At 56.9% G+C, this 19,086-nt stretch carries 16 protein-coding genes, 1 tRNA gene and 1 pseudogene; 13 read left to right on the top strand and 5 right to left on the bottom strand.

Features of this window, described 5'->3' with window-relative positions; translation table 11 throughout:
- Positions 1–41 precede the first annotated feature (41 nt).
- From LB462_RS12990 to LB462_RS12975, 4 genes are all read left to right on the top strand, one after another.
- Entirely contained in the window at positions 42–1,157 is a 1,116-nt protein-coding gene (locus tag LB462_RS12990; RefSeq protein WP_224508474.1) for an endonuclease/exonuclease/phosphatase family protein, read from the top strand.
- Positions 1,158–1,172: 15 nt separating this feature from the next.
- Positions 1,173–1,886 carry an NUDIX hydrolase gene (locus LB462_RS12985; RefSeq protein ID WP_224508472.1) on the top strand — a complete coding sequence of 238 codons (714 nt, stop codon included), beginning with the start codon at positions 1,173–1,175 and terminating at the stop codon, positions 1,884–1,886.
- 75 nt (positions 1,887–1,961) lie between these two features.
- Positions 1,962–2,894 (top strand): PhzF family phenazine biosynthesis protein, encoded by a 933-nt coding sequence (locus tag LB462_RS12980; protein WP_224508767.1) that lies wholly within the window; start codon positions 1,962–1,964, stop codon positions 2,892–2,894.
- 114 nt (positions 2,895–3,008) lie between these two features.
- Positions 3,009–3,084: transfer RNA gene (locus LB462_RS12975), tRNA-Lys, on the top strand.
- Between the two features lie 63 nt (positions 3,085–3,147).
- Here the strand turns inward: LB462_RS12975 and LB462_RS12970 are convergent.
- Positions 3,148–4,625, bottom strand: a pseudogene (locus LB462_RS12970) (arylsulfatase).
- 128 nt (positions 4,626–4,753) lie between these two features.
- Complete coding sequence (locus LB462_RS12965; protein ID WP_112528787.1) at positions 4,754–5,434, bottom strand: GntR family transcriptional regulator; 681 nt, start codon at positions 5,432–5,434, stop codon at positions 4,754–4,756.
- A gap of 215 nt (positions 5,435–5,649) precedes the next feature.
- Here LB462_RS12965 and LB462_RS12960 point away from each other — a divergent pair, with 215 nt between their 5' ends.
- The 9 genes from LB462_RS12960 to LB462_RS12920 all read left to right on the top strand — a co-directional run bounded on the left by LB462_RS12960 (position 5,650) and on the right by LB462_RS12920 (position 16,759).
- Entirely contained in the window at positions 5,650–6,777 is a 1,128-nt protein-coding gene (locus tag LB462_RS12960; protein WP_112528785.1) for a sugar ABC transporter substrate-binding protein, read from the top strand.
- Positions 6,778–6,849: 72 nt separating this feature from the next.
- A complete protein-coding gene (locus tag LB462_RS12955; RefSeq protein WP_224508470.1) occupies positions 6,850–8,391 on the top strand; it encodes a sugar ABC transporter ATP-binding protein in 1,542 nt (513 codons plus the stop codon).
- A 50-nt stretch (positions 8,392–8,441) separates the two neighbouring features.
- Positions 8,442–10,454, top strand: coding sequence for an ABC transporter permease (locus LB462_RS12950; RefSeq protein ID WP_224508765.1), 2,013 nt, complete (start codon positions 8,442–8,444; stop codon positions 10,452–10,454).
- Positions 10,455–10,465: 11 nt separating this feature from the next.
- Positions 10,466–11,272: an SDR family oxidoreductase gene (locus LB462_RS12945; protein ID WP_224508763.1), complete on the top strand. Its 807-nt coding sequence runs from the start codon at positions 10,466–10,468 to the stop codon at positions 11,270–11,272.
- A 7-nt stretch (positions 11,273–11,279) separates the two neighbouring features.
- Complete coding sequence (locus LB462_RS12940; protein WP_224508468.1) at positions 11,280–12,227, top strand: 3-hydroxyacyl-CoA dehydrogenase; 948 nt, start codon at positions 11,280–11,282, stop codon at positions 12,225–12,227.
- Complete coding sequence (kce, locus tag LB462_RS12935; protein ID WP_224508466.1) at positions 12,224–13,186, top strand: 3,5-dioxohexanoate:acetyl-CoA acetone transferase; 963 nt, start codon at positions 12,224–12,226, stop codon at positions 13,184–13,186. Before LB462_RS12940 ends, kce begins: the two co-directional genes overlap by 4 nt.
- A 9-nt stretch (positions 13,187–13,195) precedes the next feature.
- Positions 13,196–14,068: an SMP-30/gluconolactonase/LRE family protein gene (locus LB462_RS12930; protein ID WP_224508463.1), complete on the top strand. Its 873-nt coding sequence runs from the start codon at positions 13,196–13,198 to the stop codon at positions 14,066–14,068.
- 10 nt (positions 14,069–14,078) lie between these two features.
- A complete protein-coding gene (locus tag LB462_RS12925) occupies positions 14,079–14,957 on the top strand; it encodes an SMP-30/gluconolactonase/LRE family protein (protein WP_224508461.1) in 879 nt (292 codons plus the stop codon).
- Between the two features lie 104 nt (positions 14,958–15,061).
- Positions 15,062–16,759 (top strand): FAD-dependent oxidoreductase, encoded by a 1,698-nt coding sequence (locus tag LB462_RS12920; RefSeq protein WP_224508460.1) that lies wholly within the window; start codon positions 15,062–15,064, stop codon positions 16,757–16,759.
- Positions 16,760–16,826: 67 nt separating this feature from the next.
- On the opposite strand, the gene LB462_RS12915 is transcribed toward LB462_RS12920, so the two are convergent.
- From LB462_RS12915 to LB462_RS12905, 3 genes are all read right to left on the bottom strand, one after another.
- Complete coding sequence (locus tag LB462_RS12915) at positions 16,827–17,177, bottom strand: hypothetical protein (RefSeq protein ID WP_224508458.1); 351 nt, start codon at positions 17,175–17,177, stop codon at positions 16,827–16,829.
- Positions 17,178–17,293: 116 nt separating this feature from the next.
- Entirely contained in the window at positions 17,294–17,875 is a 582-nt protein-coding gene (locus LB462_RS12910) for a histidine phosphatase family protein (protein WP_224508456.1), read from the bottom strand.
- 37 nt (positions 17,876–17,912) lie between these two features.
- Entirely contained in the window at positions 17,913–18,803 is an 891-nt protein-coding gene (locus tag LB462_RS12905; RefSeq protein ID WP_224508454.1) for a fatty acid desaturase family protein, read from the bottom strand.
- Positions 18,804–19,086: the final 283 nt, after the last annotated feature.

Here is a 19,086-nt window from a genome sequence, read left to right as displayed (position 1 = left end):
TTGTCGTTCCCGTCACATGGTTCAAACGCTTGAGTCTCCGCATGTCCGTTCGCATCGCCACTTTCAATGTCGAGAACCTCATGAATCGTTTCGATTTTTCGGGATTCAAGAACAATCTCAACAAGGACCGGACGTTGCAGCTGTTCCAGATAGAGGATGAGGAACAGTACCGGCAGCTTGAACAGGGGCGGGCGATTGCCTATGCCGACGACACGCGGCAATTGACCGCGCTGGCGATCGCCGAAACCCATGCGGATATTCTCTGCCTGCAGGAGGTGGATAATATCGGCGCGTTGAACGCCTTCGAGTTTGGCTATCTGTTCAAGATGGTCGGCGAGGGCTACCGCCACAAATTCATGGTCGAAGGCAATGACAGCCGTGGCATCGACGTCGCGGTATTGATGCGCGATCAGACCCGCTACGGCGAGCCCATCGAATTTGTCGGCATGACCAGTCACGCGCATCTCACCTACAACGATCTCGGTATTCACAATCCTGAACTTGCCTTGCTTGGCATCGAGCCGCATGAACGTATCTTCAAGCGTGATTGCCTGGAAATCGACGTGCGCATCGGCGGCAAGCCGCTGACGCTTTTTGTCAGTCACTTCAAGTCGATGGGCTCACCGCGCAACGGCATGGACGGTCGCGTATCGACCATGCCCGTGCGGGTGGCGGAAGCGACAGCCGTCCGGCGGATCATCGAGGACAAGTTTGCGACAAGCGGTGGCGCGGCGAGCAAGCGCTGGGTGATCTGCGGCGACTTCAACGATTATCGCGAAAGGGTGGTCATCGGTGGGGATTCGCTCGTTGGGTATACCTTCGCGCCAGTGAGTGAGCCAATCAGCAGTCTCGACATTCTGCTGAACGACGGATTTTGCGAGAATCTGGTGGAACGGCGGCCGGTGATGGACCGTTGGACGCTCTATCACACACGGGGACCAGACGAGCGGCATCTGTGTCAGCTCGACTATATTCTCGCCTCACCGGCACTCGTGCGCAGCAATGCAGATGCGATACCCGATATTATCCGCCGTGGTCAGCCTTACCGGACGATCTTTCCGCCCGATCAGAAGGTGGAGCTTTTTCCGCGTATCGGCTGGGATCGCCCGAAGGCCAGCGACCATTGCCCGGTTTCCGTAACTTTGAGTATGGTTTGAGTGGGTCGCGACCTAATGCATGATATTCCAGAGAAGACCGTCATCCCGCTCCATAACGCGGTGATCCGCATTGACAGCGCACCACTTGAATATGGAATTTCAAATGAGGCGGCAATTGCTGCTGGATGGGTGAGTGCGATGGCAGCCAATCCGGCCATCTTCAATGGGCCGTTCTTCATGGCGGAAAAGGCGGGAGTGGCGGACGATGCGTTTCAGGCGCGATATCACCGCACGCGATTTGCCACGATGATGCACTGGAAGGCCGATGCAAGAAACGTGAAGCCTTGGCATATTTTCGCCGTCGGTGTGATCGTTTCAGGGGATAACAAGCTGATCGCCGGGCGTATGGCCGCTTCGACATCGGCAGCCGGCCGCATCTATTTTCCGGCGGGTTCGTTCGATGAAGAGGATGTCGCGGGCGACTTCATCGATATTGACGGCAACATGCACCGGGAAGTCGAAGAGGAAACCGGCGTCAAGCTCTCAGGGGCCGGAAAGCGCGACGATCAGCTATACCTCGTCACTGCCAGCCGCAGCATCGCTTTGTTCCGGCGTCACTATTTCGATGCCAGTGGAGAGGAGCTGCTGAAGCATATTCGCGGCCACATTGCTGCTGAAGAGGATTCCGAGCTCGACGACATCACCGCGATTTCCGCTGCGGGGGAAATGGGCGAGGCGACGCCATGGACGTTTCGCACATTTGCCGACTGGCATTTTCGCCAAGGCTGAAGTCCGTACTGAATGTCACCGTCACAAGGTTTGACTTGTACGGAGGCTACCTTACTCTATTTTTTCCGGACGCTAATAGGGAGAGAGCAAATGGCCGGTCGCCACTACGAGGTCTATGATGTCTTCACCGACGAGGTGCTGGCCGGGAATCCGCTGGCGATCGTGCACGATGCCGACGGCCTCGACGATATTGCCATGCAGCGGATCGCGCGCGAGTTCAATCTTTCCGAAACTGTTTTCGTCCTGCCTGCAAAGAACCCGGCACATACGGCGTGGGCGCGTATTTTTACGCCCGATTATGAAATGCCGTTTGCAGGACACCCGACCGTCGGGACCGCAGTCGCCCTGGCTCAGAATCGATTTGGCGAAGTCAAGGGTACCCAGGATGCACTTATCATCCTGGAGGAGCAGGTGGGGCCCGTCCGCTGCGGCGTCAAACTCAGCGAAAACGGCGCGTTTGCCGAGTTTGATCTGCCGAAGCTTCCGCAAGAGGTTCCTTATAAATACGACAAGATCGCCATCGCCAATGCGTTGCGGCTCGAGCCAAAGGAAATCGGCTTCGAGAACCATGTTCCGAGCATCTGGGATGCGGGTGTACCTTTCATGCTTGTGCCGGTGCACGGACTCGAGGCGGCGGGGCGCATCGTTATCAACCAGATCGCGATGAAGGACGTGGCGCCGACCATCGGCCATCGCCAGCTGCCGGTCTATGCCTATTGCCGCGAAACGATGCTGCATGACAGCCATTTTCACTCGCGCATGTTCGTGAGCGATGAGGGCACCTATGAAGATCCGGCAACGGGTTCTGCAACGGCGGCGTTTGCCGGTGCAATTCATGCGTTCGACGAACCGCTGGACGGCGTGCTGCGCCTATCGATCGAACAGGGATATGAAATGGGAAGGCCATCGCGCTTGCAGCTCGAGCTGGATATCGTCGACCAGAAGCTGACCGGGGGGCGCATTGGGGGCTCGGCGATCAGGGTCGCGGAAGGCCGGCTGTTTGTATAGTCCTCAACCCGACGTTGTTCCGGTGCAAAGCCGTCATAAAGTTTTCAAGAAGGGCTGGACAGGCAAGATTTGCCCCGTTATAGAGCCCTCACTTGTCGCCGCCAAACGGCTGACGGGCACATAGCTCAGTTGGTAGAGCAGCTGACTCTTAATCAGCGGGTCGTAGGTTCGATCCCTACTGTGCCCACCATTTAAAACCAGCATCTTAGACGATTTTGTTCAAGATGCTGGTTTTCCTCCTCCGCCTTGTCGTTCACCCTCTCGGCATCAGCGACTCCACGATTTGGTCCACTGTGAAGCTCGCCGGCTTAGCACGTGGCGGGAACTCCTTGAAGCTTTCAAGCCATTCGGCAACGAGTGCCTGCGCAGCATATTGCAGTGGGACGTGCTCGGCGAACCACTGCGCATAATAAAAATTGCTTTCTTCGCCACGCTCGAACGGATCGGAGCGAAGATCGAAGAGCTTGGGAATGCGCATCTTTGACAATGGTTCGCGCCAGACATCAAGCCCTGTGCTTCGCTGCTCGCTGAATACCACTTTGTACTGGTTGATGCGCAGCGCCATCAGGTCACCGTCGTCGCTCCAATAGAGGAAGCCCTTGCGCGGGGATTCCTTTTCTTTTCCGGACAGGAAGGGCTGAAGGTTGAAGCCGTCAAGATGGACCTTGAAGGTCTTGGCGCCGATTTTGTATCCTTTTTTCACTTTTGCAGCGAGGTCGGGCTCACCCGCGGCAGCGGCAAAAGTCGGTATGAAATCCTGTAGCGAGCAAATGTCGTTGATGACACGGCCAGGCTCGATGACTCCCGGCCAGCGCATAACGCAGGGAACCCGCCAGCCACCTTCCCAATTGGTGTCTTTCTCACCCCGGAAGGGTGTGGCACCACCATCCGGCCACGACAGGACCTCGGCGCCATTGTCCGTTGTGAAGACGACAATGGTATTGTCAGCGACACCAAGCTTCTCGAGTTTGTCCAGCAACTGGCCGACATAGCCGTCCAGTTCCACCATGCCGTCCGGATAGAGGCCGTGCCCCGTCTTGCCGACCGACATGGCTTCAGATGCGTGAAGACATGCATGCGCGTGGTGTTCATGTAGCAGAACCAGGGTCCGCCTTCCTTGGTCTTGCGCTCCATGAAATTGAGGGCCGCCCCCATAAACTCCTCGTCCACTGTTTCCATACGCTTGCGCGTAAGCGGACCAGTGTTTTCAATAACTTGTTTGCCGACCTTGCCGTATTTAGGATCGACGGTCTTGTCGTCTTTGTCGGACGCCTTGCACTTGAGGACACCGCGCGGGCCGAACTTCTCGCGAAACTTCGGGTCCTTCGGATAGTCCGTATATTCTGGCTCCTCCTCGGCGTTGAGGTGATAGAGGTTGCCGAAGAACTCATCGAAACCATGAACAGTCGGCAAATGCTCGTTGCGGTCGCCGAGATGGTTTTTACCGAATTGGCCGGTGGCATAGCCGAGATTTTTCAGGAATTGAGCAATCGACGGATCCTCGGCACTGAGGCCCAGCGTCGCTCCAGGCATACCAACCTTCGTCAGTCCGGTCCTGATTGGTGCTTGTCCGGTGACGAAGGCAGCCCGTCCAGCAGTGCAGCTCTGCTGGCCGTAGAAGTCCGTGAACATGGCACCTTCTCGAGCGATACGATCGATGTTAGGTGTCCGATACCCCATGATGCCGTGGTTGTAGCAGCTGACATTGAACCAGCCGATATCATCGGCCATTATGAAAAGAATATTGGGCTTGTTGGGTTTTGGTGCCTTGGCCATCGCTATTCTCCCAGTTATGGGCGAGATATTAGCTACGGCGGTGATGCCAAGAAGTACGTAACAGTTACAGATGCGATCCCGCCTCAGCTCACCAAGTCCACGAGCACATCATAGGCCGCATCGATATCGGCCTGAATGGCTATTTTAACCGCCTCGCCATCGTGAGCGCATAGCGCGGTGAACATCGATTGATGGTGCTCGTTGGCTTTGGTGTAATTGCCGGAATCATGCAGCATGTTGAAGTATGGGCTGACCTGCAGCCAAAGATTCTCGATGATGTTGAGAATGCTCTCCGACCCAGCCGCCCGGTAGATCGAGAAGTGAAACGCGTAGTTCGCTCGCAGGTATGATTTGATATCGCCAGAGGCGTTGGCTTTTTCCAGTGCTTTCAGCAGCGAGCGCAGAGTTTCCAGTTCGCTATCTTCGATCCGCTCGGCGGCCCATTTGCCCGCAAGTGCCTCGATCTCGATGCGAACATTGCGCAGATCAGTGAGCTTGGCCCGGCTCAACCGCGGTATGCCGATGGAACGCCCGGAAACCACGGTCAGCGCATTGGCCGCTGTCAGCCGCCGCAAAGCTTCCCGCACCGGCATGGCGCTGACGCCGAAGGCATCGGCAAGGCTTTGCACGGGAACCATCTCGCCCGGAACAATGCCGCCTTCAAGTATCAGGCTGGCAATCTGGCGATAGACGCGGTCCTGCAGCGTCTCCTTGGAAAGCGGGAGAATTTCAACACCTGGTCTCCTGTAACCGGCTTCAGCCATTCATCACCTTTTTTGCGGCGGGTGCCCCTTTAACGTGGAATGCAGTGTCCACCACAGCGCGTCAAGCGTTTCTCCTTATCTAACAAATCTTATGCACGATCAATGGTATTTCATCATTGATCTTTGATCAAATGGTGCTACGGTTGGCTGCAGGAACGACGAGAGGGAAGAGGAGCCCGCTCGGAGATGTTTTCCAGTGTCAGGGAGGAATTATAATGGGAATTGGATCAATCATCCGGCGCGCAGCCGCTTGTGCCTGTCTTGTGTCGGGCATGGCCATGATCGGCCACGCCGACGCTGCGGAAAAACACAAGATTTTTCTGAGCATGAGCTTTATCGGCAATGACTGGCAGGCCGAGGCCGCCAACATGGTCAAGGCCATGGCTGCCCACAAGGACTATGCTGACAAGGTGGATCTGCAAGTCCAGGTTGCCGGTCCCAATGCGCAGCGGCAGATTCAACAGATCAACGCAATGGTACAGGCTGGCGCTGAAGCCATTGTCATTTTCCCGATTTCACCGACCGCACTCAACCAGGTTGTCAAGAACGCGTGCGATAAGGGCGTCAAGGTATTCGCCTATGATGGCGAGATCACCGAGCCCTGCGCTTATAACATAGCGATCGATCAGGAAGAGGCCGGCCGCGTCACAGCGGAATGGCTGGTCAAGAAGCTAAATGGCAAGGGCAATATCATTGCGATTACCGGCGTGCCCGGAACGTCCGTCGACAATCTTCGTACCAAGGCGGCCAAGGAAGTCTTCGCCAAGCATCCTGATATCAAGATCGTCGGTGAAGCGGTTGGCATGTGGAGCCAGGCCGTCGCACGCACCGAACTCTCGAAGATCCTCGCAACCCGCAACTGGGACGACATCAACGGGCTTTGGATGCAGGTCGGCTGCTTTACCGCAAATTCGATGCAACTCGAAGCTGGCAAGAAGCCGGAGCAGCTTCTTCCTTGCGCAGGCGAGGGCTCGAATGGCGGCCGTATCCAGATGCTGCCGGCCGGAACCGAGGCAGAGGGTGCGACACCTCCCTATGCACCCATGGGTGCGCCGCGCATTTCCTATGCATCCCCGCCATATTCGGGCGCATTGGCGCTGAAGCTCGCCGTCGATGCGATCGAAGGCAAGGAAGTGCCGAAGAAGACTGTACTGCCGCTGCCTCTGGTCACCAACGAGACCATCAAGCTCTGCCAGGAAGGTACGTGGCAGGAAATGAAAGACGGCTGCAACGCATTCAAACCGTCCATCGTCTCCAATCCGGGCTGGTTTGCGTCGATCTTCTCGGAAAAGACGCCCGAAATCGGTCTTAATGCAGCATTGGTCGGTCAACCCGAGAACTAAGCGTAGGCGCGCGGAGTGGCTACCGCTCCGCGCAACTTGGCTTATCCCGATGATTTGAGCAGGACCGGTGGGATGAATTCACCATTCGAACAATCCGCCATTGAAGTGACCGATATTCGCAAGGCGTTTGGCGCCACGGTTGCAGTCGATGGCGTATCCTTCCGCATCGAGCCTGGAAGTACCCATGCTTTGCTCGGCGAAAACGGTGCGGGCAAATCAACGATTGTCAAATTGCTATCGGGACTGCTGCGTCCTGACGAGGGGCACATATCGGTCTTTGGTGAAAGAGCAGCGCTCAATGCCCCAAGGGCGGCGCATGCGCTCGGCGTCCAGACTGCATTTCAGGAAATGACGCTGGTCAAGGATTTGACGGTGCTCGACAATATGCTGATGCCCTATGCGCCGATGGGGATAACCGGCATGATCCGCCGGTCTGCGGCGCGTCACGCCATAGCGCAACATTTGCAGGAGCTCGAATTTGCGGTCGATCTCGACGCTGAAGTCGGCACACTCGATCTTGCCATCCAGCAAAAGATAGAAATTGCCCGTGCACTTTATCGCAAGCCCCGAATTCTTCTCCTGGACGAACCAACATCGACGCTTGCGGGCAGTGACGTCGAATGGCTGGGCCGGATCATCGCCAAGCTGAAGGCGGCAGGGACGACCATCGTTTTCATCACGCATCGCATGCGCGAGGTGCGCGCCTTTTGTGACACGCTGACTATCTTGCGCAATGGACGCCACATAACCACGTGCGCCGTTGCCTCCATTACCGACGGCCAAGTTATCGAGAGCATTGTCGGGCGATCGATTGCCCAGACTTTCCCGGCGCGGCCCAAAGGCGAAGCCGCATTTGGTGCGCCGGTGTTGGGTGTCCGCAACCTGCGGGCTGGTCACAAGCTGCGCGATGCGAGTTTCGATCTGCGGAAAGGCGAAATCCTCGGCGTTGCCGGACTGCAGGGCATGGGCCAGCTCGACCTTTTCCTGACGTGTTTTGGCATGACGCAGGTGACCCATGGCGATATCCTTGTCGATGGGCGCAGGGTGCGGTTTGCTTCACCGGCGGATGCACTCAAACCCAATATTGCGATCGGGCTGGTGCCTGAAGACCGAAAGACGGAGGGCCTGTTCCTGAAGCTTAGCGGAACGCTCAACGCATCCCTGCCGGTGATTGACAGGTTCTCACGATTTGGACTGATACAAAGTGATCTGGAACGCCAGGCCGTGCGTTCTGCTTTCGGTACCGTCGAGGTTGATCAGCGCGCGCTTTGGACCAGGGCGGGCGCTTTCTCCGGAGGCAACCAGCAGAAGATCGCAATCGCCAAATGGCTTGTCGCTCAAAGCCGTATCCTGCTGCTGTTCGATCCGACCCGCGGTATCGATGTCGGCACCAAGCACGAACTTTACGTCATGATGCGCAACTTCACCGACGCCGGAGGTTCGATCCTCCTGCATTCCACCGAGGTTCCCGAGCTTGTGCATTTATGCGACCGGGTTCTGGTCCTTTATGACGGGCGGATTGCGGCATCGCTGTCGCGCGATCAATTGACCGAAGCCTCGATCATGCGGCCAGCCCTTGGCCATGACAGCGCAGCAAAAGAGGCCGCCGAATGACGATGACGACCTCGACTGCCACGAGCCGTAACTGGACTTCCCTGTTCAGCATGTCGCCTGAGCGGCGCAGCGTACTCATTGCCATCGCCGTGTTTCTTGGCCTGCTTGCTCTGGTGGATTTTGTCAGCACCGGGCCGCTCAGCTATTTCGACATTTCGTTCCTTTCGAGCGGCGGAGCAACGTCGGCGATTGCTGCAATCGGACAAACAATCGTCGTTCTTTCCGGCGGTTTCGATCTGTCGGCCGGGGCGGTGATTTCGCTGGTCAATGTGGTGTTGGCGCAAGGCATGGACCCGGCGGCGGCACAGACAAGCGTGGTGTATTGGACCTGTGTCGGAATCGGCGTTGGCATGCTGACCGGCGCTTTCAACGGCATTTTCATCGCATTCTTCCGGTTGCAGCCCATCGTGGTCACGCTGTCGACCATGTTCATTGTCCAGGGTCTGACGCTGCTGGTAATGGACAAGCCCGGTGGCTTCGTCGCGCCTGACCTTGGGACCTTCTATCTTGGTGATGCAATACCCGGCTGGCTGCCCATGCCGCTGGTGGTGATCGGTGTTGTTCTACTCGCCTGGCTCTGGCTGAAGAATACGCGGTTCGGTACTGCGATCTATGCGGTCGGCAGCGATCCTGATGCGGCTGCCGCCATCGGCGTCAGGGTCAAGCTCACCAAATTCCTGGTCTATGTTATCGCCGGCGGCTGCTATGGCCTGGCTGGCGTCTTCATCAGCGCACAGACGGGCAGCGCCGATCCACTGGTTGGCAATCCGCTGCTCCTGTCGATGTTCGCGGCTGTGGTCGTTGGCGGTACGCGTCTCGGTGGCGGACGTGGCGGACCGCTTGGCACCGTCTTCGGCGCCTATATCCTCATGATGGTCGTAAATATTCTCCTCGTTCTCAATGTGTCGGCCTACTATTCGACCATTGCTGAAGGAACCATCCTGATACTTGCAGTCCTCGCTGGATCGATCTCGTACAGTTCGACGCTCGCCAAGCAATTGCGCAGTGCGCAAGCGCAGTTCAGTGCCTGGCGTCAGGGCCTGCTGCCCTCGCAACTCGATCGCACTGACCGGCGGATGAAAATGCCATCGTCCGCCGAAGGCAAACCGGTAGCGTCGTCATTCGTTTCGCGCAACAGCGAGACGATCCGCTATGCACTACCGGCATATTTGTGTCTGCTCGCCGTTGTCATAGTGACTCAACTCTGGCTTGGCCGGGCAATTCTGAACCCGACTTACTGGAACTCGCTGGCGGTCCTGTCCACCTTCCTCGCCATACTGGCTTTGGGGCAGGGTACGGTGATCCTGACCGGAGGCCTCGACCTCTCGGTTCCCTGGACTATAGGCATTGCAGGCATCCTGCTCGCAGGTATCGTCAATGGTTCCGACGCGGCTCTCGTCTACGCTTTACCTGCCGTTCTTCTCATCGCGTGCCTTATCGGATTTATCAACGGCGTTGGAATCGTCGTACTCGGCATATCGCCGATCGTCATGACGCTGGCCATGAACGGCATCCTGCAGGGCTTCGCACTGGTCTATTCGCAAGGAACGCCAGCGGGATTTTCGTCGCCGATGCTCCGCTGGTTCATGACGGGAAAAATCTGGACTGTCACGCCGGTCGTGCCGTTCATGGTGCTTTTTGTCGTTGCCGCCGTATTCTTGCTCGGCCGAACAGCTTTCGGACGCAGGGTCTACGGTATCGGCAATGGATTACGGGCGGCGCAGCTCTCGGGCATCGCGGTCGGACGCACGCTCATTCTTGTCTATGTGCTCTCCGGCCTTTGCGCCGGGCTTGTCGGGGTATTGCTCACAGGCTTCTCGGGGCAAGCAAGTCTTGGCATGGGCGACGATTATCTGCTGCCATCGATCGCGGTGGTGGTGGTTGGTGGCGCCCTGATTACCGGCGGACGTGGTCACTATCTCGGCATGCTGGGTGGGGTGTTGCTGCTCACCGCACTGCAAATGTTCCTGGCGGGAACGACGCTGCCCTATGCAACGCGGGCGATCCTGTTTGGCCTTGTCGTGCTTGGTGCAGTTATGGCGCTTCGTGAGAAGCGGTCTTAGGAGGACAAATGATGAATAAAATTGCACCGGCATCTGCGGAAGAATTCTTGGGTGGTTTGCGCGATCAACGGGTGCTGGTCACGGCGGGGGGCTCCGGTATTGGCTACGCAATTGCCGCAACCCTTTCAGGGCTCGGTGCCCGCGTCGCGATCTGCGACATATCCGAATCGCTGTTGAACGAGGCGCAGAAAAGCATCGCCCCTGCACACGCAACGCTCGCTGACGTCTCCCGCGAAGAAGATGTCGACCGGATGTTCGAGGAGGTGTCCTCGTCACTGGGTGGTCTCGACGCGCTCATCAACAATGCGGGCATTGCCGGTCCGACTGGCGGTGTCGATGAGATCAGCACGGAGGACTGGCGCCGGTGCATCGACATCTGCCTGACCGGACAGTTCCTTTGTGCGCGGCGCGCCGTACCGATGCTCAAGGCATCCGGAGGCGGATCGATCGTCAATATGTCATCGGCGGCAGGCAAGCACGGTTATGCGTTTCGCACGCCATATTCGGCGGCCAAATTCGGCGTGATCGGCTTTACTCAAAGTCTCGCCAAGGAGCTCGGGCCGCATGCTATTCGTGTCAACGCGATCCTGCCTGGCATTGTCGAGGGACCGCGCATTGAAAACGTCATCAGCAACCGTGCGAAGCAACTTGGTATCTCGCATGAGGAAATGACCGAACGCTATCTTGAGAATGTTTCGCTGCGGCGGATGGTCAGTCCCTACGATGTCGCAACGATGGTCGCCTTTCTACTTTCAAATGCGGGCATAAACGTTTCGGGCCAGTCGCTCGGCGTTGATGGCAATGTCGAAACTCTGTGAGGTAGCAATGCAAAAGACAGCGATCATCGGCAGCGGGTTCATCGGCAGAGCTTGGGCCATCAGTTTTGCCCGTGCCGGCTATCAGGTGAGCCTGTGGGATCAAGCGCCGGACGCCGTGGCCAAGGCTCGCGACTATATTGCAGATGTGCTCGCCGATCTTGAGCGGAACGACTTGCTCAACGGGCATTCGCCGGAAGCCGTGCTGTCGCGCATCGTAGCCGAAACAGACCTCGCAAAGGCGCTGGAAGGTGCAATCCACATTCAGGAAAATACCCCGGAAAATCTCGAAACAAAGATCAAGGTGTTTTCGCTCCTCGATGAGAATGCCGATGCGTCGGCCGTGATCGCGAGTTCGACGTCGGCCTTGCTTCCTTCGAAATTCACCGAGCACCTGAAAAACCGCCAGCGTTGTCTTGTCGTTCACCCGATCAACCCGCCATATCTTATTCCTGCTGCCGAAGTTGTGCCGGCGCCCTGGACCTCAAATGAGGTCGTGGAACGGACCCGCGCCTTCTTGATTGCGGCGGGCCATGCGCCGCTGGTCATGAAACGCGAGCTCGACGGGTTCATCATGAACCGCATGCAGGGCGCGCTTCTTGAGGAAGCCTTTCGGCTGGTTGCCGATGGATATGCGACGGTCGAGGATGTCGATATCGGTATTCGTGACGGACTTGCCCTCCGCTGGTCGTTCATGGGGCCATTCGAGACCATCGATCTCAACGCACCGGGGGGCGTGCGCGACTACGTCGAGCGCTATCAGATAATCTATGAGCGGCTGTTTCCGCAGATGCAGCGCCGCGTCGACTGGGCGGGCGATGTGCTCGAAACCGTTGAGGCCGGCCGACGCGAAAAGCTGCCCCAGGAAAAGCTGGTCGATCGCCAGGTCTGGCGCGACCGCCGCCTCATGGCACTTGCGGCGCACAAAAAGAAATCAACGCAGGAGTTCGGACAATGAGCGAGACGACACGACTGACAAGCGGTTCGAGCACAAAAGGCAAGGTCATCATAACATGCGCCATAACCGGTGCGATCCACACGCCGACAATGTCGCCTTATCTACCGATCACGCCCGATGAAATAGCCAAGGAAGCGCTTGCGGCAGCAGAGGCGGGTGCCGCGATTCTGCATCTCCATGCGCGCGATCCGGAAACCGGCAAACCGGACCAAACCCCGGAGGCATTCGCCAAATTCCTGCCGCGCATCAAGCAGAACACCAATGCCGCCATCAATATCACCACCGGCGGCAGCCCTTACATGAAGGTTGAAGAGCGGGTGAAACCGGCGGCAACCTTCAAGCCGGAGGTGGCGTCGCTCAATATGGGTTCGATCAATTTCGGGCTCTATCACCTCGTCGACAAATACAAGGAGTTCAAGTTCGATTGGGAGAAACCGCATCTGGAGGCCACGCGCGATCTGGTATTCCGCAACAGTTTCAAGGACATCGAGTACATTCTTGCGACTTGTTACGATAACGGCACGCGATTCGAGTTCGAGTGTTATGACATCGCGCACCTCTATAATCTCGCGCATTTCGCCGATCGTGGATTGGTAAAGCCGCCATTCTTCGTGCAGTCAGTTTTTGGACTTCTGGGCGCAATCGGCACGCATCCCGAAGACGTCGCGCATATGAAACGCACTGCCGACCGCCTGTTCGGTGAGAATTATCGCTGGTCGGTGCTCGGAGCTGGATCTAGCCAGCTTCGCATTGCCGCTCAGGCGGCGGCGCTGGGCGGCAATATCCGGGTTGGCCTCGAAGACAGTCTCTGGGCCGGCAAGGGCAAGCTGGCCAAGTCCAATGCCGATCAGGTTCTGCTCGCACGCAAGATCATCGAAGGGCTCGGCATGGAAGTGGCTACTCCAGACGATGCACGTGCGATCCTGCAACTCAAGGGCGGCGACAAGGTCGCGTTCTAGGAGGATAGGATGCTGCGGATCGAAGTTTTCAGCGAAGATCGCAATCAGCTGGGCGAGGGTCCCCTGTGGGACGTCGAGGAACAGCGTTTGTACTGGATCGATTCCTACGCACCTGCGGTCTATTCCTGTGATGCAAAGGGTCGAGATCGCAAAAGCTGGAACCTGCCAGAACCGGTCGGCTCACTGGCACTGCGCGAAAAGGGTGGCGCTATCGTTTCGCTGCGGAACGGATTTCACACGCTGGATTTTGAAACGGGTTCTGTTGAGCTGTTGCATGAAACCCATCCGGGCGAGCTTCGGCCGCGCCTCAACGATGGAAAGGTTGACCGCCAGGGACGCTTTGTTGCTGGTTCAATGGATTTCGAGGAGCGCGACCCGGTGGGAACGCTCTTTCGCCTCGATCCCGATCTTTCGCTGCATACGCTCGATACGGGGATCATTTGCTCGAACGGGCCCTGTTTCAGTCCGGACGGAAAGACACTCTACTTCGCCGACAGCCACAAGAAAGCGATCTACGCTTATAGCTACGACACGGCGTCGGGCACGGTCGGGTCGCGGCGCGTGTTCACAAGCTTTGATAATCTGCGCGGCTATCCCGACGGTGCGACTGTCGATGCGGAAGGATTTGTCTGGAGCGCCGAAGTGTATTCCGGACGGCTCATCCGGTTTGATCCGAATGGTGTGATCGACCGTATTGTCGGCCTGCCTGTGCAATCAACCACGAGCATCACCTTTGGCGGACCGGATCTCGATATCGCGTACGTTACGTCGATGGCTCGGCCGTTCAACAATCAATACCACCGCGAACGCGAGGCCGGGTGCATGTTTGCAGTGCATGGACTTGGCGTTCGCGGTCTGCCGGAACCGCGTTTCAAGGGATGATGGAGGAAACATGAAAATCGATGTGGTGGTGGACGTAAAGACCACGCTGGGTGAAGGCCCGCTGTGGGACGTCGAACAGCAGCGGCTTTACTGGATCGACAGTTTTGATGGGCGTGTGTTTCGCGCGACGGCCGATGGCCGGGAAATCCGCTCCTGGGATGTCCCGATGAAAATCGGCTCGATGGCGCTGCGCAAGGATGGAAATGGCGCCATCGTGTCACTGGCGCGCGGATTTCATCTGCTCGATTTCAAGACAGGCGATGTCGAACTCATCCATGATCCGGAGCCGGACAAGTCGGCAAACCGCATCAATGACGGCAAGGTCGATAAGCAGGGAAGGTTTATTGCAGGCTCCATGGACACGATGGAGAGCGGTCCGAACGGCGCGCTCTACCGTGTCGATCCCGACCTCAGCGTGCACAAGCTCGACGATGGTATCATCGTTTCGAACGGGCCATGCTGGAGCCCCGATGGAAGCCTGTTCTATTTCGCGGATTCGTGGTCGGGCGAGATATGGGTTTATGACTATGACCAGGCGACAGGAAATGTGTCCAATCGCCGGACCTTTACCAAGATCGACACATCGAGAGGCGGTGCCGCCGATGGCTCGACGGTCGACGCGGAAGGCTTCCTTTGGAACGCACAGGTCTATGACGGCAAGGTCGTTCGCTATCGGCCCGACGGCACCGTGGACCGCGTCATCGACATGCCGGTGAAAAAGGTCACCAGCATTATGTTCGGCGGTCCGGATCTGGACATCATCTATGTGACATCCATGGCAAAGCCGCCCTTGCCAAGATTTCCGGGAGATGGTGTCTTGCGCGGCAGTCTTTTCGCGATCACCGGGCTTGGTATCAAAGGTATACCCGAGCCGCGGTTTGCAGGCTGAGAATCTGGACACCGAACCACATTGCGCCGCGTTGCCCTGCAGAAGAAAACGGCCATAATGACAGGCAGAAATCTTGGCAAGCAAACCAGCGCGAGTGTGCCGTTATGAGTCAGACAGAATTCAGCGGAGACATTTCATCCGACGCGAGTGATCCCTACGCGCGCAGAGCCCAGACCTTCCCGCGTCTCGACGAAGAGATGGTGGACCGTGTTTCGTCATTTGGGTTCGACTTCAACGTAGCCAAAGGTACTATTTTGTACAGCCGCGGCGAACGTCAGACCGATTTCTTTTTGATAAAGTCCGGCTCGATCGAAATACTCGATCTCGGCGATGACGGTGTACCAAGGGTCCTCACCGTTCAAGGCGAACGGGAGTTCACTGGGGAACTCGATCTGTTCAACAATCGCGAGAATCTTGTCTCGGCTCGAGCGGGCGAGGATGCGCACCTTGTGCGCGTTGAGCGCAGTTCGTTCCTGCGGATGATGTCGGCTGAGCCGGATATCGGTGAAATCATCACGCGGGCGCTGATCCTTCGCCGCGTTGGATTTATCAAACACGGTCAGGCTGGCGTTGTCCTGATAGGGCCGAGCCATGCCGCCGACACATTGAGGTTGCAACGGTTTCTCACACGCAACAGCTATCCGCACAGGCTGGTCGACTCCGATGTTGACCCGCATGCAAAGGAAATGGTCACGGCGCTCAAGATTTGCTCGCTGTCGCTACCTGTCATTGTTCCTCCAGGAAAAGCGGTCCTGCAAAATCCGACCACAGGCCAACTCGCTGACGTTTTAGGGCTGACAGAACGCATCGACCCGAACGATGTCTATGATGTGCTCGTTGTTGGCGCCGGCCCTGCAGGTCTCGCATCCGCGGTTTATGCGGCATCCGAAGGACTAAAGACGATCGTTATCGAAGGGGTTGCGCCAGGCGGGCAAGCCGGTACGAGTTCAAAGATCGAAAACTATCTGGGATTTCCCACGGGAATATCAGGTCAGGCATTGGCCGGTCGTGCTCAGGTTCAAGCACAGAAGTTCGGGGCACGTCTCGCCATCTCGCGTATGGCCGTCTCCATCGATTGCGGCAAGCTGCCTTACCGGGTTGTGCTCGACGACGGGCAGACAGTTTTGGCCCGAGCGATTGTTGTTGCCACCGGAGCCCGTTACCGCAAGCCAGAGCTTTTGAATTACGAACGTTTCGAGGGTCAGGGCATTCACTATGCGGCGACGGCCATGGAAGCGCAGCTTTGCCAGGAACAGGAAGTTATTGTCGTTGGTGGCGGCAATTCAGCGGGGCAGGCGGCGATGTTCCTGTCTCATTTAGTCAAGCATCTGCACATTCTGGTCCGGGGTCCAGGTTTGAAGGAGACGATGTCTGATTATCTTGTCCGACGCATCGAAAAATCGCACAAGATCTCGTTGCATCCCTATACCGAAATTTCTGCAATTGACGGCGATCGATACTTAAACAAGGTAACGTGGACAAATCGATCGACGGGGGTGAATGAGACCCGGTCTATTTCGAATATCTTCATGATGATTGGTGCCGCTCCGAACACGGAGTGGCTGGACGGCTGCATCAAACTGGACAAGTCCGGTTTCATCGAGACCGGTATCATGGCCGGTGTGGTTTCGAGCGGATCGCCATTCGAAACCTCAGCATCTGGCATATTCGCCGTAGGCGATGTCCGAGCGGGCTCCGTCAAACGCGTTGCATCCGGTGTGGGCGAGGGGTCTGTGGTTGTTCAGGCCATACACCAATATCTGAGGCAGATCCCTACGGCCCCAGCCACTAAGGCAGGTTAAAACGTCACCTGCATGATGATCCTTGCAGGCACAACATGCACTGCCCCCTGTGTGTGCGGCCATCCACTCAACACTTTTCGGCTGAGTCGTCCTCGTTGCCGGAATTGCCATCGTTCTCGCTCAAGGCCGCCGCAATTTGTCCGGCGGTCACCCTTTCGCGCATTGTTGGTCTGGAGCTGTCCTCGGTGATGTCCCTGAATTCGAGACTGATTTCCCGGTTGGCGGCGACGGCTGCGATGAGATCTGGATCGCGCATGCCCCGGTCAAAAAACATCATGACATTTCGTGCCAGGCGGTTGGCGCGCGGATCGGTCTTTGGTGACCTCTTCAGCAGCGCTGAAGCTTGCGCAAAAGCATGCTCCATTATCTGCCAATCAGCCGACGAATAGGTCAGTTCTTCCGTTCGAGAAAAAGGCATGGTTCCCCCAAAAGTCCAGCCGCCTTGTCACGTAATCAGATGATCATGGGCATTTCAATGGATATATCTGCATGAGAAGGCGTGGCGCCGGAATCCCTTCAATCAGTGGAATCAAGTCACTTTTGATTCCACCTTCTTATGACGGGTTCAGTGAGGTCGTGTTCGTAGCCGAGGATACTTATGCTCGCCGTATCGAGGACGAAGAGTCCACCGGCTTCAGGTTGTAATCCGAGCCAGCGTGCCGCAAGGACTCTCAAGAAATGAGAGCTCGAGAATATCAGTATCGTGCCATCGGTTTGGCGGAGCTGGCCAATAATCAAATCCGCCCGTGCGCCCACATCCGATGACAGTTCACCGCGCGGACAGCCATCCCCGAACAGACGCCATCGGGGACGTTCGGCGAGAATCTGCTTCGTCGTCAATCCCTCATATGCCCCGTAGTCCCACTCTGCCAATTCTGCCTTCGTCACAGCCTTTGAGCCAAATCCAGCAAGCGCGCACGTCTTCGAAGCACGTTGTGATGGACTTGACCACACAGCGGAGAAAGTCAGGCCCGACAGACGGGCGGCGATGTTGCGCGCGGCCTCTTCCCCAATGGGTGTCAGTGGTATGTCCGTACGTCCCGTGTGCTTGCCGGAGGCACTCCATTCTGTTTCTCCATGGCGAACGAGATAGATCTCCGGAAAAGCACTACTCATATGGACTCCTTTTGATGATGCACGTCGAGCTGATCGTTTAACGAATCTGCTCAATGTATTTGGCGTGGAACCGGACGTAGCCATCCTCGGTCTGCTTGAGCTCAGTCTCGATCAACGCATGGAATTCCGGCAGTCGGTAAAAAGGAACAGTGGGATAAGCGTGGTGCTCGGCGTGATAAGGCATGTTCCATGCAAGTTTGCGCACCAGCCAAGTCGTGGTGGTTGTCCTGCTGTTCTCGAGCATGTTGGCGACATACGGGCAGCGGCCATGTTCGGCCAGAAGATAGATGCGCAGGAAAGGTTGTCCCAATATCGCCGGCAGGACCCATACATACACAAGAACTGCCGTCTGCAGGTAAACGGAGACAGCGATCATCAAGGCATAGACCGCAATCATTATCTGTGCCTCGCTGCGGACCTTCCGGTGACCTTTTGCCGGCACAAATGTATCGCTGCAATGCCCCGACGCGTTTATTACAAGCGTCTTGATGTGGCCCCACCAGACAGGAATGCCGGACAGGTGCACGGGATACTGCCGCACGGTTTCTGGCTTGGGGGACATCAGCTCAGGATCGTTCTCGGGATCCTGAGTGAAGCGGTGGTGGGCCAGATGAAAGTAGTGAAACCAGTCCGAGGGCAGCACAAGCAGGACGCTGCAGACGCGCGCAACGCAGTCGTTCAACCACTGCGTCCTGAACGGCGTGCGGTGGATGGACTCGTGTATAAGGGTAAACAGGAACACGATCAGAATCCCCTGCAGGATCATCAAGAGCGGCCAAAGGGGTATCCGCACGGCAATCAACCATCCGAGCAGAATGATTGAGCCCCAATGGACGGCGAGTTGAAGAAGGCCGGCAAGGTCTGATTTGGCGGTCAGACGATTGCGCTGCTCCGATGTCAACGATGCAATGACAGTCCGGTGATCCATGCGGCAATGATAATCGAACGGGCCGATCTTTCATATAACGCTCGCAAAATTTGACTCTCCCGTATGTGGCAAATAGTGTGTCGCCGAATCGACTGTTATTGACGTTCGTTGCTGATGTTGCGCGCCGTTACGGGCAGAAAATCATTCAAAATCAAAGCGCTATGATGTTGAAATAATCGTGGTGCTCAATCAGCGGGTCTAAGGCTTGATCTGCAACAACGCTACTATCCTTTGAAAACAGGGCCGCATCGGCCCTTTTTCATGCACGCAAGGCAAGCATTAA

It is taken from the genome of Phyllobacterium chamaecytisi (assembly GCF_020164455.1).
Lineage (GTDB): Bacteria > Pseudomonadota > Alphaproteobacteria > Rhizobiales > Rhizobiaceae > Phyllobacterium > Phyllobacterium chamaecytisi.
This window is presented reverse-complemented; position numbering and strand designations above follow the sequence as displayed.

What these genes read in the sequence shown, in the direction of transcription:
- LB462_RS12950 (WP_224508765.1), top strand. Translation starts at nt 8,442, where the DNA reads ATGTCGCCTGAGCGGCGCAGCGTACTCATTGCCATCGCCGTGTTTCTT.
- LB462_RS12955 (WP_224508470.1), top strand. Translation starts at nt 6,850, where the DNA reads ATGAATTCACCATTCGAACAATCCGCCATTGAAGTGACCGATATTCGC.
- LB462_RS12920 (WP_224508460.1), top strand. Translation starts at nt 15,062, where the DNA reads ATGAGTCAGACAGAATTCAGCGGAGACATTTCATCCGACGCGAGTGAT.
- LB462_RS12945 (WP_224508763.1), top strand. Translation starts at nt 10,466, where the DNA reads ATGAATAAAATTGCACCGGCATCTGCGGAAGAATTCTTGGGTGGTTTG.
- LB462_RS12915 (WP_224508458.1), bottom strand. Translation starts at nt 17,177, where the DNA reads ATGCCTTTTTCTCGAACGGAAGAACTGACCTATTCGTCGGCTGATTGG.
- LB462_RS12930 (WP_224508463.1), top strand. Translation starts at nt 13,196, where the DNA reads ATGCTGCGGATCGAAGTTTTCAGCGAAGATCGCAATCAGCTGGGCGAG.
- kce (WP_224508466.1), top strand. Translation starts at nt 12,224, where the DNA reads ATGAGCGAGACGACACGACTGACAAGCGGTTCGAGCACAAAAGGCAAG.
- LB462_RS12940 (WP_224508468.1), top strand. Translation starts at nt 11,280, where the DNA reads ATGCAAAAGACAGCGATCATCGGCAGCGGGTTCATCGGCAGAGCTTGG.
- LB462_RS12960 (WP_112528785.1), top strand. Translation starts at nt 5,650, where the DNA reads ATGGGAATTGGATCAATCATCCGGCGCGCAGCCGCTTGTGCCTGTCTT.
- LB462_RS12905 (WP_224508454.1), bottom strand. Translation starts at nt 18,803, where the DNA reads ATGGATCACCGGACTGTCATTGCATCGTTGACATCGGAGCAGCGCAAT.
- LB462_RS12985 (WP_224508472.1), top strand. Translation starts at nt 1,173, where the DNA reads ATGCATGATATTCCAGAGAAGACCGTCATCCCGCTCCATAACGCGGTG.
- LB462_RS12925 (WP_224508461.1), top strand. Translation starts at nt 14,079, where the DNA reads ATGAAAATCGATGTGGTGGTGGACGTAAAGACCACGCTGGGTGAAGGC.
- LB462_RS12910 (WP_224508456.1), bottom strand. Translation starts at nt 17,875, where the DNA reads ATGAGTAGTGCTTTTCCGGAGATCTATCTCGTTCGCCATGGAGAAACA.
- LB462_RS12965 (WP_112528787.1), bottom strand. Translation starts at nt 5,434, where the DNA reads ATGGCTGAAGCCGGTTACAGGAGACCAGGTGTTGAAATTCTCCCGCTT.
- LB462_RS12990 (WP_224508474.1), top strand. Translation starts at nt 42, where the DNA reads ATGTCCGTTCGCATCGCCACTTTCAATGTCGAGAACCTCATGAATCGT.